Annotated in this window: 12 protein-coding genes; 9 read left to right on the top strand and 3 right to left on the bottom strand. The window is 51.5% G+C overall.

Annotated features, from left to right (window positions below; genetic code table 11):
• Positions 1–37: 37 nt before the first annotated feature.
• The 6 genes from FQV30_RS13360 (at position 38) to FQV30_RS13335 (ending at position 6,666) form a co-directional block, all read left to right on the top strand.
• Complete coding sequence (locus FQV30_RS13360; RefSeq protein ID WP_146500647.1) at positions 38–925, top strand: TIGR01777 family oxidoreductase; 888 nt, start codon at positions 38–40, stop codon at positions 923–925.
• Between the two features lie 163 nt (positions 926–1,088).
• Entirely contained in the window at positions 1,089–1,355 is a 267-nt protein-coding gene (locus tag FQV30_RS13355; RefSeq protein ID WP_146500646.1) for an RNA polymerase sigma factor, read from the top strand.
• 86 nt (positions 1,356–1,441) lie between these two features.
• Positions 1,442–2,389, top strand: coding sequence for a phosphotransferase family protein (locus tag FQV30_RS13350; RefSeq protein ID WP_146500645.1), 948 nt, complete (start codon positions 1,442–1,444; stop codon positions 2,387–2,389).
• 229 nt (positions 2,390–2,618) lie between these two features.
• Complete coding sequence (locus FQV30_RS13345) at positions 2,619–3,086, top strand: MarR family winged helix-turn-helix transcriptional regulator (protein ID WP_146500644.1); 468 nt, start codon at positions 2,619–2,621, stop codon at positions 3,084–3,086.
• Positions 3,087–3,091: 5 nt separating this feature from the next.
• Positions 3,092–4,816, top strand: a complete 1,725-nt coding sequence (locus FQV30_RS13340) for an ABC transporter ATP-binding protein (protein ID WP_146500643.1) — start codon at positions 3,092–3,094, stop codon at positions 4,814–4,816.
• Positions 4,813–6,666, top strand: a complete 1,854-nt coding sequence (locus tag FQV30_RS13335; protein ID WP_146500642.1) for an ABC transporter ATP-binding protein — start codon at positions 4,813–4,815, stop codon at positions 6,664–6,666. Before FQV30_RS13340 ends, FQV30_RS13335 begins: the two co-directional genes overlap by 4 nt.
• 454 nt (positions 6,667–7,120) lie before the next feature.
• Here the strand turns inward: FQV30_RS13335 and FQV30_RS13330 are convergent, their stop codons facing one another.
• Both FQV30_RS13330 and FQV30_RS13325 read right to left on the bottom strand, forming a co-directional pair.
• Complete coding sequence (locus FQV30_RS13330; RefSeq protein ID WP_146500641.1) at positions 7,121–7,396, bottom strand: hypothetical protein; 276 nt, start codon at positions 7,394–7,396, stop codon at positions 7,121–7,123.
• A gap of 98 nt (positions 7,397–7,494) precedes the next feature.
• Positions 7,495–8,307 carry a DUF817 domain-containing protein gene (locus FQV30_RS13325; RefSeq protein ID WP_186725657.1) on the bottom strand — a complete coding sequence of 271 codons (813 nt, stop codon included), beginning with the start codon at positions 8,305–8,307 and terminating at the stop codon, positions 7,495–7,497.
• Positions 8,308–8,528: 221 nt separating this feature from the next.
• Here FQV30_RS13325 and FQV30_RS13320 point away from each other — a divergent pair, with 221 nt between their 5' ends.
• On the top strand, positions 8,529–9,305 hold the full coding sequence (locus FQV30_RS13320) for an alpha/beta fold hydrolase (RefSeq protein ID WP_146500639.1): 777 nt from the start codon (positions 8,529–8,531) through the stop codon (positions 9,303–9,305).
• 22 nt (positions 9,306–9,327) lie between these two features.
• Here FQV30_RS13320 and FQV30_RS13315 read toward each other — a convergent pair whose 3' ends face one another.
• Positions 9,328–10,197, bottom strand: coding sequence for a CPBP family intramembrane glutamic endopeptidase (locus FQV30_RS13315; RefSeq protein WP_146500638.1), 870 nt, complete (start codon positions 10,195–10,197; stop codon positions 9,328–9,330).
• 228 nt (positions 10,198–10,425) lie between these two features.
• Between FQV30_RS13315 and FQV30_RS13310 the strand changes: the two genes are divergently transcribed.
• Positions 10,426–12,465 (top strand): penicillin-binding transpeptidase domain-containing protein, encoded by a 2,040-nt coding sequence (locus FQV30_RS13310; protein ID WP_146500637.1) that lies wholly within the window; start codon positions 10,426–10,428, stop codon positions 12,463–12,465.
• Between the two features lie 639 nt (positions 12,466–13,104).
• Positions 13,105–14,724, top strand: a complete 1,620-nt coding sequence (locus tag FQV30_RS13305) for a glycoside hydrolase family 13 protein (protein ID WP_146500772.1) — start codon at positions 13,105–13,107, stop codon at positions 14,722–14,724.
• Positions 14,725–14,843 lie beyond the last annotated feature (119 nt).

The raw sequence follows: 14,843 nt of genomic DNA, 5'->3' as shown, positions 1-14,843 counted from the left end.
ACATATAGTATGAATATACTGGGAACGAGGGGATGGCGTGGAACGGAAAGTAGTAATTGCTGGAGGCACAGGGTTCATTGGCCGTTACTTTGAAAAAAGGTTTATGGAGGAAGGGTATGACGTATACATAGTCTCCAGGCAGGAAAAGCATTTATCGTGGCTTGACCATACGGGGATTGTGGCAGCCTTGGACGGTGCGGAAATGCTCATCAATTCGGCTGGCAAATCGGTGAACTGCCGCTACAACAAACGGAACAAGGAAGAAATCCTGGAGTCGCGGATCGAAACGACACAAATCTTAGGGAATGCGATGTATGCGTGCGAGAACGCGCCGCCGCTTTGGATCAACTCCAGCTCGGCAACGATTTACCGGCACGCGAAGGACCGGCCGATGACCGAGTCGAACGGGGAAATCGGGACAGGCTTTTCGGCAGAGGTGGCGAAGGCATGGGAGCAGTCGCTGTTCGCTTTCAAACTGCCGCGCACCCGGCAAGTGGCGCTACGCACAGCTATCGTTCTGGGGGAAGATGGCGGCGTCATGACACCGTATCTGAATTTGGTGCGGTTCGGCCTTGGCGGCATGCAGGGGTCAGGAGACCAAATGTTCAGCTGGATCCATATTGAGGATCTGTACCGCATTGTCCTGTTTCTCCAGGAACAGCCGCAGCTGAACGGAATCTTCAACTGCTCGGCGCCGCATCCGGTATCAAACCGTATGTTGATGTCAGAGCTGCGCAAACAAGCAAACCGGCCGATGGGCTTCCGGGCTCCCGCCTGGATGCTGGAAATGGGGGCCGCCATGATCCGCACCGAGACGGAACTGGTGCTGAAAAGCCGGTGGGTTCTGCCGGAACGGCTGCAAAAAGAAGGCTTCGAGTTCCGCTATGACACGATTGATAAAGCGCTGGCGCATATTATGCATTGACTGGGCTCACAGCCAACTGCGGATAGGTCATTCGCATTAAAAAGCTCCATATTCCATTCGATTTCAAAAGAAATTTGCAGCAATCACTAAATAACGAGTGAAAACGCTCTTTTCGATGTTTTGGTTCTTTCCTCCCGGGTAATTTGAGGGTGGGGGTGGCAAGTTGACTACAGATGAGCTTTTGATGGCAAGGATTCTCAATCGCGAACAACAGGCGTTAAGTGAACTGTATGATCGTTATTTTCAACTTTTGTGGAAAATCTCTTATCGCGCTGTTGCGGATCAAGCTATCTGTGAGGCAATTGTCAGCCAAGTGTTTGAAAACATTTGGGCATTTCCTGAGAAGTTCCAGAACAGGAAAGTGCCTTTGGCTATCATTGAATATTGCAAAACCTGTACTGATTCTATACTTATCAACAAGCTTTCTTGAGCACCTTGCCGCGCGAGGTGTTCTTTTTATTGGATTGCCGGCAATTTATAATCTATAGAAAACCGCTGGATCAAAGGAGGCGCCAAATGGACAAGAACAGTGAACGCTTTAAGGAATTGCGCAATAAAAAAGTCAGTCTCACGCCGTTCGCTGTCGGGAAAATCACAGCGGAACCAATCCGTGCGGGCCAGCCGGCAAGCGGGCGGGTCGACGGCATCCTGGAAAAACTGGGTGTAGCTTCGTTCGATTTCTGCGAAGAGATACAAGGAGGGCGGGACAGCCAAGTCTACAAGATAGGCATACAGAATCGCGCGTATGCGCTGCGGCTTTTGCCAGCCCGGAAGTACGGCCAGTTTGTTCAGGAAAAGAAGGCGATCGGCCTTGCCCGTGAAAATGGCGTGCCGGTCCCAAAAGTCCACGCTATTGAAACAGCCGGGGGCTATGCGGCAATGCTGATGGAGTGGGGGGAAGGGATGACGGTTATGGCGGCGCTGAAGGAACGGCCGGAACTTGCAGAGAAACTGGGGATCGCATGCGGCAAAACCCAAGCCCGGATCCATCAGATTCAGGTCTCTCCTCAAGACAGGGAGCTGCGTTCCTGGCTGACGCCGTCCCGGGAAGAAGCCGGGATTTTGTCAGCCGTGCCATTGACCGATTCCGAAAATGTCTTGCTCCATTTGGATTTTCATCCGTTGAATGTGCTGACAGACGGCCGGAACGTCACGGCGGTCCTTGACTGGGCGAACGCTGCCAGCGGCGATTGCCGGTTTGACCTTGCACGCACTTTCTCAATCTTGGAATTGGTTGGCAGAAAGCGGTTCGAAAAGGATCCGGATGTACTGGACAATTTTGTAAAAGGCTGGAGAGCGGGATGCGGGATTGCTGAAGCCCAATCAATGCCATTGTTCTATGCATGGGGCGGCATCCGCATGAAGCGGGATTCCGAAGCGCAGCTTGATGAAAGCGGGCGTGCGAAAATTGATGCGTGGGTCGCAGGGTGGCTAGCTGTCCATAGGAGAGGGACGGACAATTGAAAAGTTTGATGCCAATAAATCCGTACGAAAGCGAGCAGCCATCGCCTCTGTACGGATTTTTCGCTGTTTCATTCATAAAGTGCGGACTGCATCTGTAATCCCTTTTCTAGACCACTGCTTGGATCAAGCGAACTTCCGGATTGACTGCCAAAAACAATAGGAGTACATTAAAGAGACTGATGAAGAACAGTTCCATTACGAACAGTTCTGTCGTGAAAGGAAGAGAAGGATGCCAACTCAAAACCAAAGCATTATGCGCTCGGTCGAACTGCTTCAGTCATTTGCGAGCGTGCAGAAAAATTTATACCGGTTTGTCCAGAAATCGGCGGCGGACAACGGCTTATCCGTGCCGCAATATACTGTTTTGATCACCTTGATCTCGGAATCGGCCATGACGCAAAAAACGATTGGCGAGAAGACATTTCTGCCGAAAAGCACATTGAGCCAAGCGGTTGACGGCTTGGTGAAAGAAGGGTTGCTCGAGCGCACGCAAGTGGAAGGCAATCGCCGGGAAGTACTGTTGTCAGTGAACGAGAAAGGAATCGAATTTATCCAGGATCTCCATATGAAAGAAGGCAGCGTCCTCCGCATATTCGAGGGAGTGCTGGATTCACTGGAACCGCAGGAAGTGGATGGACTGCTCGGCACCCATGCGCGCATCGCCTCTTTGCTCGAAGCGATTGAATTAGAGGAGTAGTTGACATGATTAAAATATTGAAAAACTTAAACGTCTACAAATGGCTGGTCGCTGCAGTCGTCGTTCTTGTCTTTATCCAGTCAATGGCGGACCTGTACTTGCCGCGGCTGATGGCGGACATTATCGACAACGGCGTCGTCACAGGAAATACGGGGCACATATTGGAAATCGGCGGGGTCATGCTCTTGGTGTCAGCAGCCGGTGTTATCGCTTCGGTTGCCGCAAGTTTTTATTCGGCTCGGGCGGCGATGGGGCTCGGGCGCGATCTGCGTCGCCGGGTGTTCAACCATGTCGGCAAGTTCACGCTGCAGGAATTCGATAAGGTCGGAACGGCGTCGCTCATCACACGGACAACGAACGACATCACCCAAGTGCAGCAAGTGGTCATCATGATGCTGCGGATGGTCATCAGCGCCCCCATCATGCTCGTCGGCGGCTTGATCCTCGCAATTTCTCAAGACGCCAAATTGTCGCTCGTCATTTTAGCGGCGATGCCGGTGCTGGCGGGGTCAATCATTTTGATCTTCAAAAAAGGCATGCCGCTGTTCAAGGAAGTGCAGCAGCGGCTCGACCGGCTGAATTTGGTGCTGCGGGAAAACTTGACGGGCATCCGCGTCATCCGGGCGTTCAACCGGGAAACGGAAGAGCAGGTGCGCATGACCAAAGCGAACCGAGATTTGACAGACGTATCGATCAAAGTGAACAAAATCATGGCATTCATCATGCCGGTCATGATGCTCGTGATGAACTTGACGGTTGTCGGCATCATCTGGTTTGGCGGACTCCGCATCAACAGCGGCGCTCTCCAGATCGGCGATTTGATGGCATTCATCCAGTACGTCATGCTGATCATGTTCGCGCTTGTCATGGCTTCAGTCATGTTCATCATGGTGCCGCGCGCCGCTGTGTCGGCCAACCGCATCAATGAAGTGCTTGAGATGGAACCGTCTTTTGTCGACAATGGAACCGAAAAAGCGGACCGTGAGCGCGGAACGCTCCAATTCGATAATGTGACATTCAGCTATCCCGGCGCCGAAAAACCGGCGCTGTCGAACATCTCGTTCTCGGCAAAACCGGGGGAAGTCACGGCAATAATCGGCGGCACGGGAGCCGGAAAAACGACGCTCGTCAATCTGATTCCGCGCTTTTACGAAATCGCGGGCGGTGTGATCCGCGTCAATGGCGTCGATATCCGTGAAGCGCCACAAGACGAAGTACGTTCGAAAATCGGCTTTGTGCCGCAAAAAGCCATTCTGTTTACGGGCACGATTGCGGACAATATCCGTTTCGGGAAGCAAGATGCCACACAAGATGAGATTGAGCATGCGGCACAAGTTGCGCAAGCAGCGGACTTTATCGAACGGATGCCGGATGGCTACGGATCGGAAATCGAACAAGGCGGTTCGAACTTGTCCGGCGGCCAAAAGCAGCGCTTGTCCATCGCCCGCGCGCTCCTCCGGAAACCGGATTTGTATGTGTTCGACGACAGCTTCTCAGCGCTCGACTACAAGACGGATGCGCGGCTTCGGGCCGCACTGAAAAACGAAACGAAAGAGGCTACGGTATTGCTTGTTGCGCAGCGCGTCAGCACGGTAGTGGATGCGGACCGGATCATTGTCTTGGAACAAGGCAGGATTGCCGGCATCGGAACGCACGAAGAGCTGCTCCAGACCAATGATGTCTACCGCGAAATCGTCTTATCCCAGCTGACAGAGGAGGAAATCGCATGAGCCAAAAACAGCCTCAGCGCAGCAGCGGACCGGGTCATGGCCCCGGCGGCATGATGATGGTGCCGGGCGAAAAACCGAAAAACTTCAAGAAGACGCTGCGGCGCCTGCTCGTTTATTTGAAGCCGCGCCGCAGCAAACTCATCGCGGTATTCGGGGCCGCCATACTCAGTACGGTCTTTATGATCGTCGGTCCGAAAATCATGGGGCTCGCCATCACGGAACTGTTTGAAGGGGCGTACGGCAAATTTACGGACACGCCAGGCGCCGCAATCGATTTTGGCCGCATCGGCGAAATTTTACTGCTGCTTGCAGGCCTTTACGTCATCAGCAGTTTGTTCAGCTATATCCAGCAATTCATCATGTCGACCGTCGCACAGGACACGGTCTATGATCTGCGCGAAGATGTGAATAAAAAACTCGAGAAGCTGCCGCTCCAGTATTTTGACGGCCGGCCAAACGGCGAAACCTTAAGCCGCATGACAAACGACATCGACACGATCGGCAGCACGCTGCAGCAAAGCTTGACGCAGTTTATCACATCGATTGTCACGCTTGTCGGGATCATCATCATGATGCTGTCGATTTCTCCGCTGTTGACGGCAATTGCGCTTGTTTCATTGCCCCTGTCGATTTTCGTTATCGGCCCGGTGTTGAAACGTTCGCAAAAGCATTTCGCCAAGCAGCAGAAAACGCTCGGCGAACTGAACGGCCATATCGAGGAAATGTACACGGGGCACCAAGTCGTCAAAGTGTTCGGCCACGAGAAAAAATCGGGCGAGAAGTTTGACGCCGTCAACGAAGAACTGTACGAAGCCGGCAGCAAAGCGCAATTCATCTCCGGAATCATCATGCCGGTGATGATGTTCATCGGCAATATCAGCTATGTGCTGATCTCGGTTGTCGGCGGGATCTTGGTGACGCAGCGCGCCATTTCGATTGGGGACGTCCAGGCGTTCATCACCTATTCCAAACAGTTCACTCAGCCGATCACGCAAACGGCGAACATCGCGAACATCGTCCAGTCGACGGTGGCTGCGGCGGAGCGCGTGTTCGAACTGCTTGACGAAGAGGAAGAAATGGAAGAACAGACAGCGGTTACGCTCACGCGTGCGGAAGGGGCTGTGGAATTCGAGGATGTCGACTTTGGCTACGGCGAAGAGCTGTTGATCGAGAACATGAACATCCATGTCGCACCCGGCCAGACAGTCGCCATCGTCGGTCCAACGGGCGCCGGCAAGACGACGCTCATCAACTTGTTGATGCGCTTCTACGAATTGAACGGCGGCAGCATCAGAATCGATGGCCTCGACACACGCGACATGTCGCGTGATGACCTTCGGAAAAGCTTCGGCATGGTGCTGCAGGATACGTGGCTCTTTAATGGCACCATCAAAGACAACATCGCCTACGGCAAAAGCGGCGCCACCGACGACGAAATCTTCGCTGCCGCCCGCACCGCGCACGCCGATCACTTTATCCGCACCTTGCCGGATGGCTATGGCACCGTCTTGAACGAAGAAGCGTCCAATATCTCACAGGGCCAGAAGCAGCTCTTGACCATTGCGCGCGCCGTGCTCGCCGATCCGCCGATCATGATTTTGGACGAAGCGACATCAAGCGTCGACACCCGGACCGAAGTCTTTATCCAGCAAGCCATGAACCGCCTGATGGAAGGCCGCACAAGCTTTGTCATCGCGCATCGCCTGTCGACCATCAAAGACGCCGACCTGATCTTGGTCATGGACCAAGGCAAAGTCATCGAACAGGGCACACACGCCGAACTGCTCGAGCAGCGAGGCTTCTACGAAGAATTGTACAACAGCCAGTTCGCTGAAAAAGTGGCTGGATAAGGAAAAGCCGACCCGTTGTGGGTCGGCTTTTTTTGTTTGGAAGGGGTGAGTTTATGTAGAAAGCTTGCTTCGTCATGTAAGAATTGCAGGAGTTCATGTAGGGACCCTGATACTTCATGTAAGAACGTGAAAACTTCATGAAGCAAATTTTGGCAGCCCATTCTCTTCTATAGAAAACGATGCCGATTCATAAAAAGCTGTTCGCCGGGCGAACAGCTTCCTTATTGTTTTTTGGTTTTGGATCTTGGAGAGGCGATTTTCGAGAAAGTGATGCAGTACTAGGAAGAGTTCATGAAGAAACTTTGTTTCGTCATATATGAAATATAAGAGTACATGTATAAAATCGCATACTTCATATTAGAGCCCATAAACTTCATGAAGCAAATTTTCCCAAACAAATCTTCATATCCTCCAAAACAAAAAGCCATTCGCCTAAGCGAACAGCTTTTCCTGCTTACCCAAACAGCCCGATAAATCCAGCAAATAAAAGAGCTCCAATAAACGGTGGGATGGAAAACAGGGCTTTGATGAACCAATGGACGCTGCCAAACTTTGTGGAATGCACTTCAAAAACCTTTGGCATCAATAACAGAAACGGAATACTGACAGCGACAGCAATCCAATCGACCCGTGTCATGGGAGGGCCGATAAAATAATCGAAAATCGCAAAGATATTAAAGAACACAAAGACGAATACAAATTGATAAACAAAAAAACGAACATACTTCATTGCAAAGTTCCTCTATTCACTGGCATTGTTTCTTTCTATCATAATTCTTCGTCTATAGGGAGTCATTAACAATTTTTAACTGTTTAACTAGTAATCTTTCAAGAAACCACCCTCCGCCGAAATCCGGGAAACTTTGCCGCATCGCTTTCTGCGGTCCGCGCCAGTCCGCTTTTCACCCGTTTCAGCTGCGCTACAATAATGATGCTGATGATCACCAGCAAAAACCATGAGGAAATCTTGCCGATATGGACGAGCGACCATGCCGCTTGCTGGTCGGGATATTGCCAGGCGCCGAAAAAAGTGACGATGTTCTCGGCAATCCAGATGAAAAAGCCGACGAGCAAAAACGCCAAAATCGCGGGCATTTTATAGGCGGTGCCATGAATGCGGAACGTGACGAATGTCTTGAAAAAGATCAAAAACAGCAAAGCTTTCAGCACCCAGCGGATATCGTACGAAAAGTGGTGCGTGAAAAAGTTCGCGTAGATCAGCACGCTGATGCTGACGGCGAACACCGGCTTTGGCCAGCCGTAAATCCGCAGATCGAGCCGCCGCCATGCCTGGCAAATATAGCTTGCGACACTCGCGTACATAAAGCCGCTGTATAACGGCACGCCGGCAATTTTGCTGTAGGCGTCTTCCGGATAAGCCCAAGAACCCATATGGACTTTGAATAATTCCAGCCCGAGGCCGATAACGTGAAACAAACAGATCACTTTGAATTCGTCAATTGTCTCCATGCGCGACGCAAGCATGTACACTTGAGCCGCCAAACATACCAGCAGGATAAAGTCGTACCGCGGCAGACCCGGAATTTCAATCAATTTCGATATGGCAAGCGCCCCGAAAATGATGACCGGAAAAAGGCAGGACAACGCCTGCAGATACCCGAACGTAAAGAAGTTTTTCATCGGCAACACCCCTCCAATTTCATCATGCGTTAGCGAACAGCGGAAATTTCCTCTGGAATCCCTGCGTTCAATTGTTTGTAGTTGGGACGAAACCGCTTTTCCATAAGTTTCTTTGCAGCAGCTTAAAACCGTTCAAAGTTCCCAAACAATCTCCAAACAAACGGGGTATACAACTAAAGAAAGAAAATCACCCGATAAACCTTTATGGAGGAGGAAGCAAGATGCCGAAATTCGATTCAAATGGAGTGGAGCTGTATTACGAAGAAGCTGGGGAAGGGGCGCCGCTGGTCTTGATTCACGGACTGACCGCGAATCTCCGGGCGTTCCAGGAGGAAGTGGATTATTTTCAGGAGAATTTCCGGGTCATTGCGTATGATTGCCGGGGGCATGGGCGTTCCGGCAAACCGCTGAGTTTCACTTTGAACGACCATATCGAGGATGTGGTGGCGCTGCTTGACCACCTCGATATCGACAAAGCGCATGTGCTGGGGGTTTCGATGGGCAGTTATATCGCGCAAGGCGTGGTGCTTGCACATCCTGACCGCGTCAGCAAACTGGTGCTGGTAGTTTCCAAAACGAACGGCAAGACGTCGTCGACAATGGAACTCTTCAACCGCTACGCCGATGAAATTGAAGGCATGGACGAGCAGCAGCAGCAAAAGCATCTGTTCAAATACATGTTCCATAACATTGCCGCTGTGGAAGAATGGCAGGAAGAAGCGGGACTCAACGAGCCTGATTTGACGATTGTCCAGCAAGCCGCCGCCAACAAGGCGCTTGAAGGCTTCGATTTCCGGGCGGCACTGCCGACGGTGGAAGCCCCGACGCTTGTCATCAGCGGAACGCATGACGGCTTGAATCCGCCGGAACGCGGCCAGGAACTCGCCCGGCTCATTCCTGACGCGGTTTTCGTGGAATTTGAGAACTCGGGGCACGCGCCGAACGTTGAAGAGCGCGAACGCTTTTTGGAAGTGGTGACGGATTTTTTGATGGCATGAAAAAGCAGGGCGAAAAACGGGCTTAGAGATCTCCTCTAAGCCCGTTTTTTTCGTTTTCGTTATACGATTCCAAGAGCTTGGTGAACTGTTCATCCCTCAGCTTTTTCTCCAAGCCGCGGGACAGGATCCAAATGGCGAGCACAAGGAAAAGGGCGCTGCAGATGAGCATTGCCGCATACGGGGTGGCTTCTGCATAAACTTCCGTGCTGTCGAGGATATAAAGCCAGTCCGGCCGGGCACCCGGCACGAACATCAAATAAGACGCCACCGTATTATTGACCGCGTGGAATAAAATCGGCACGAGCAGGTTGCCGGTCCGCAAATACAGGAGGGAAGCGAGGACCCCGAACAGGAATGCCCCGACAATATCGGCGTGCAGCATGCCGAAAATGAGGCTCGAGATGATCACGCCGCTCCACATCGTCGTCTTGACGATGATCCGCTTCAACAGCACGCCGCGGAAAATGAACTCTTCAGCAATCGGGCCGACCACCGTGATGATGATGAGGGTGAACAGCGCATACAGCGTGCTGCCGGGCAGCGGAATCGTCCCGGTGAAAAAGTCGACAAGCCAAGGCGCAACCGGCAAAAGAATATACATCTGGAACCACAGCATACCCGCTGAAAACAGGAATGACAAACAAACGAGGGCGCCGATAAGCGGCATCCAGCGGAAAAGGCCGCGGAGGAACAGCACATCTGTGATGGAAGTTCCGTGCTTATGGAAATAATAGCTGAAATACAAAATAGGCACGAAGACGTATAAGACCAGTTGGAAAACGACTTCTATCATTTGGTCGCTTGCGGACAGTTCGAACATGATGATGATGGAAACGCCGATAGCCAACGCGAGAAATCCAAACAAATGCCGAGCGGGCATCTCTTCAAACATTTGCCGCACCGCCTCTCTTTTCTCTTGGGAAAAACCGGGCTGCAGGACGAGAAAACGGGAAAAGCGCATTTCTGCCAGAACTGTGGGGAGGGAGATTGATAGGTTGTACAGGAACTTCAGGCAACAAATCTTTTTATATATTTTATACCACGAGACCCGCAAAATCACGTTTTATATTTCTAAAAATTCAGTCAAATGATACACTGAAAGAAAAGCGGAGGGGCTGCCATGAAGAAAAGGTGGATCGGTCTGTTTTGGGTCGCGATGGTTATTTTGGCGGGGTGCCAGCCGGAGGATCAGGTGGCACCGGAAGAGCCGGAAAAGGCGGAGGCGCAATCTTCTCCGGAAGGCCGGTTTGAAGAATTCCTGACCTTATGGCAAGCCGGGGATTTCCAGGAAATGTACGACGGATATTTGAATGAAGGCACGAAAGCGGCATTTGGGGAAGAGGTGTTTGTCGGCTGGCAGGAACAGTTGAAGGAAGATTTGGAGGTCACCGGCATTTCAATCGACTCGCTGGAACAGGAAAAAGCGCCAAATTGGAACACGGATGAGCCTGCAGATTTTCCGATTGCCGTGGATATCGCTACGGTGGCCGGCCCTGTGCAATTTGAAAAGACGCTGACGCTGCTGTATGAAAACGGCGATTGGTTTGTTGAATGGGACCCGTCGTTCATCTTTCCCCAGCTTGAAGAAGGCGACCAAGTCAAAACCGAAATCACCAAGCCGCAGCGCGGCGAGATTCGGGACCGCAACGGCAAAGGCATCGCGGTCAATGGCACCGGCTATGAAATCGGCATCGTTCCAGGGAATTTCGATAAAGGCAAAAAAGCGGAGCTCGCAAAGCTCTTGAAAATGACGCCTGCGGCCATTGATGAACAATTGAACCAAAGCTGGGTGCGGCCGGACCATTATGTGCCGATTGCCAAAGTGGCGAAAACCAACAAGAAAACGCTTGATAAGATTTTCACCATTACGGGCACCGAGCGCCGGGAAATTCCGCTCAGGGAATATCCGTATGGCAAAGCCTTGGCCCATGTATCAGGATTTATCGGCCCCATCACCGCGGAACAATTGAACGGGCTGAAAGACGAAGGCTATACAGAGGAGGACTGGATCGGGCGCCAAGGCCTTGAGCGCTCGCTTGAAAAACGGCTGCGGGGCGAAGAAGGCGTGCGCATCGTCATTGAAAAAGCGCGGAGCGGGGCGGAAAAGATCATTGCCACTGAAAAAGAGTCGAAAAATGGAGATGCCATCAAGCTGACAATCGACGCCAAGCTGCAAAAAGCGGTATTCGACGCGATGGACGGCGAGGCGGGTACAAGCGCCGCTGTGGATCCCCGGACGGGAGAAACGCTTGTCCTGCTCAGTTCACCGAGCTATAATCCGAACGAATTCGTCATAGGCATCAGCGGAAGCCGCTACAGCAAACTGCAAAACGATCCGCTCAATCCGCTGTTCATCCGTTTTGCGGCGTCGTACGCGCCGGGTTCCGCCATCAAGCCGGTGGTTGCGGCGATCGCTATGGAAGCGGGGACGCTCGATCCGGAAAAAGGCATGGACATCTCCGGAAAAACATGGCAAAAGCCGTCATGGGGCAGTTTTCGCATAACACGCCTGCACAGTGACGCACCGAATCCGGTCGACTTGAACACTGCACTTGTCTATTCGGACAACATTTATTTTGCGCGGCAAGCGCTTGAGCTCGGACGCGACCGATTGGCTGAAGGATTGGCAGAGTATGGATTCGGCGAAGCGATGCCGTTTGAAGGCTTGAACCTGGCAGCTTCGCAAATCTCGAACGACGGCCTCATCACGTCAGAAGGGCAGTTGGCCGACACGTCGTTCGGCCAAGGGCAGATGCTGGTGAACATTCTGCACCTTGCGTCAATGTACGAGCCCTTCCTGAACGGCGGGGTAATATACAAGCCGGTTTTATTCGAGGAAGAGGAAAAGGCGCAAGTGTGGAAAGAGGGGCTCGTCAGTGAAGAAAACGCAGAAACCCTCCGGGCGGGGATGCGGAACGTGGTCACCGACGGCTTTGCCAAATCGGCTGATCTTAAATCCATTCCGCTTGCGGGCAAAACTGGCACCGCAGAGATTAAAGCGACAACCCGGGACAAAGGAAAAAACAACGGCTATTTTGTGGCATATAACGAAGATGACCCGCAATTCATCCTCGCCATGATGGTCGAGAATATTGAAAATGACAGCAGCGGAAAAGTGGCGGAAATGGCTGCGGAAGTTTTTAAGAAAACAGCCGAATAAAAGAGAGGACCCTTGGAAACTGCATGCTGAAAACAGTGGGCGGACCAAGGGTTTTTTGTGCCGGCTTTTTGAAACAGGCGTTTAATCCTGTGCCATAATTGGATTCAGTTTCAAAAATAAAAACGTTTTTCAAGTCGTGGGAACGTATGATCGCCAGTCGATGTTGTGTAATGGAGGTAAGAAAGACGCAGCCGCTGATGATGATCAAAGCTAGCAGAAAACAATGTATGATGCTTGGAAAACCCGAAACAGCCTAAAACAGAATCCGGAAATAACGAAAACCCCGAGCCATGGAAACTTTTTTGAAAAAGTGTTCATTTCGGGGTTTTCATGTACCTAACATCGGTTATACAAGAGGAAACCTTTTTTGGGGAAAGGGGTGCACGCTGGACAGGAAGTTACTTTTAGACACAAAAAGTTAATAAAATCTGTAGGCTATTCCGGCGAATTCTGCTACACTAGCATCTTGCAAATTGTTTTTCCGGAACTATGGGGCAGCTTCCAAGCCGGCACCATAGCAGGAACAACCTTTTCGTACTATAGAAAATAACAGACGACATGGCTTCTCTGGTACAATTTACGGTTTTCGGCCGCTTGATTGAAGGGGAAATGCGCCACGGGTCTTTGAGAGGGATCAGTATGAAGAAAATATGGTGGAAAGAAGCAGTCGCCTATCAGGTATATCCACGCAGTTTTAAAGACTCCAATGGGGATGGCATCGGGGATATCAACGGTGTGACAAGCAAATTGGATTATATAAAAGACTTGGGGATCGACGTTATTTGGTTGAGCCCGGTCTACAAATCGCCGAACGATGACAACGGCTATGATATCAGCGATTACCAGGACATCATGGCAGAATTCGGCACAATGGAGGATTTTGACCGCCTGCTTGCGGAAGTGCACGCAAGAGGCATGAAGCTCATCATCGATCTGGTCATCAACCATACGAGCGATGAGCATCCATGGTTTGTCGAATCGAAATCATCGAAAGACAATCCGAAGCGGGACTGGTACATCTGGAGCGACGACCCGACGAACTGGGAAAGCATTTTCGGCGGTTCCGCCTGGGAATACGACAAAGAAACAAAGCAATACTACCTGCACTTGTTTTCGAAAAAGCAGCCGGACTTGAACTGGGAAAACCAGGAAGTGCGGAAAGCACTGTTCGACATGGTCAATTGGTGGCTGGACAAAGGGATCGACGGATTCCGAGTCGACGCCATCAGCCACATCAAGAAAGATTTGACCGACGTTTTTGACCCTGAACAAAAACTATATGCCCCGGCATGGGAGAAAATGATGAATGTCAAGGGCATCCAGCCGCTATTAGCTGAACTGCGGGACAGAACACTGGCGAATCGCGATATCATGACTGTCGGCGAAGCGAACGGTGTCCATGTCGGGGATATCGAAGAGTGGATCGGCGAAAAAGACGGCAAGTTCAATATGGTGTTCCAGTTTGAAAGCTTGGGTCTTTGGGATACCGATGAACGGACGGGCATCAATGTGCCGAAACTGAAGGAAGTGCTGACGCGCTGGCAAAAAGGCGTCGAAGGCAAAGGCTGGAACGCCTTGTTTATCGAAAACCACGACAAGCCGCGCGTTGTCTCGACATGGGGCAATGACAAGGAATACTGGCGGGAAAGCGCCACGGCAATCGCCTGCATGTACTTTTTCATGCAAGGGACGCCGTTCATCTACCAAGGCCAGGAAATCGGCATGACGAACGCGCCGTTTGCGGAGCTCGATCATTACAACGATATCCAGACACATAACCTATACCACAACAACTTGGCGGGCGGCATGGCGCATGAAGCCATCATGACGCTATTGGGGGCGAAAAGCCGGGACCATTCACGGACGCCGATGCAGTGGGACGCAAGCTTCAACGCAGGCTTTACGGATGCATGGCCATGGCTGATGATCAACCCGAACCACAATAAGATCAACGTTGCCGCCCAGCAGCAAGATCCGCGATCAGTGCTCTCATTCTATAAACAAATGATTTGGCTGCGCAAGCAAATGGCCGTTCTTGTTTACGGCACTTACGAACTTTACGACGTTGGCCACGAGGCCGTCTACGCTTATACGCGCGAAGACGAAAACGAAAAAGTTCTTGTCGTCTCCAACCTGGCGCAATTCGCCTGCGACTGGGACGCGCCGGAAGACGCCACATTGCTGTTGGCCAATTACGAAGATATGGATTCAACTCAATTACTCCCGTACGAAGCACGGGTTTACAAACTAACTAAATGAACGAACGATAAATAAACCAGCGCCGCCCTTTGGGTGGCGCTGGTTTTTGTTTGCGGTTTATGGTGGACCGAGGAAAAGAACGATTTGGCATGAGCCGGGAAAATTAAGGTTTACTGGGA

It is taken from the genome of Planomicrobium sp. CPCC 101110 (assembly GCF_007859395.1).
Classification (GTDB): Bacteria; Bacillota; Bacilli; order Bacillales_A; family Planococcaceae; genus Planococcus.
Note: the sequence above shows the minus strand (reverse complement) of the source record. Positions and strands in the feature narration are given on the sequence as shown.

What these genes read in the sequence shown, in the direction of transcription:
- FQV30_RS13350 (WP_146500645.1), top strand. Translation starts at nt 1,442, where the DNA reads ATGGACAAGAACAGTGAACGCTTTAAGGAATTGCGCAATAAAAAAGTC.
- FQV30_RS13345 (WP_146500644.1), top strand. Translation starts at nt 2,619, where the DNA reads ATGCCAACTCAAAACCAAAGCATTATGCGCTCGGTCGAACTGCTTCAG.
- FQV30_RS13340 (WP_146500643.1), top strand. Translation starts at nt 3,092, where the DNA reads ATGATTAAAATATTGAAAAACTTAAACGTCTACAAATGGCTGGTCGCT.
- FQV30_RS13335 (WP_146500642.1), top strand. Translation starts at nt 4,813, where the DNA reads ATGAGCCAAAAACAGCCTCAGCGCAGCAGCGGACCGGGTCATGGCCCC.
- FQV30_RS13330 (WP_146500641.1), bottom strand. Translation starts at nt 7,396, where the DNA reads ATGAAGTATGTTCGTTTTTTTGTTTATCAATTTGTATTCGTCTTTGTG.
- FQV30_RS13325 (WP_186725657.1), bottom strand. Translation starts at nt 8,307, where the DNA reads ATGAAAAACTTCTTTACGTTCGGGTATCTGCAGGCGTTGTCCTGCCTT.
- FQV30_RS13320 (WP_146500639.1), top strand. Translation starts at nt 8,529, where the DNA reads ATGCCGAAATTCGATTCAAATGGAGTGGAGCTGTATTACGAAGAAGCT.
- FQV30_RS13315 (WP_146500638.1), bottom strand. Translation starts at nt 10,197, where the DNA reads ATGTTTGAAGAGATGCCCGCTCGGCATTTGTTTGGATTTCTCGCGTTG.
- FQV30_RS13310 (WP_146500637.1), top strand. Translation starts at nt 10,426, where the DNA reads ATGAAGAAAAGGTGGATCGGTCTGTTTTGGGTCGCGATGGTTATTTTG.
- FQV30_RS13305 (WP_146500772.1), top strand. Translation starts at nt 13,105, where the DNA reads ATGAAGAAAATATGGTGGAAAGAAGCAGTCGCCTATCAGGTATATCCA.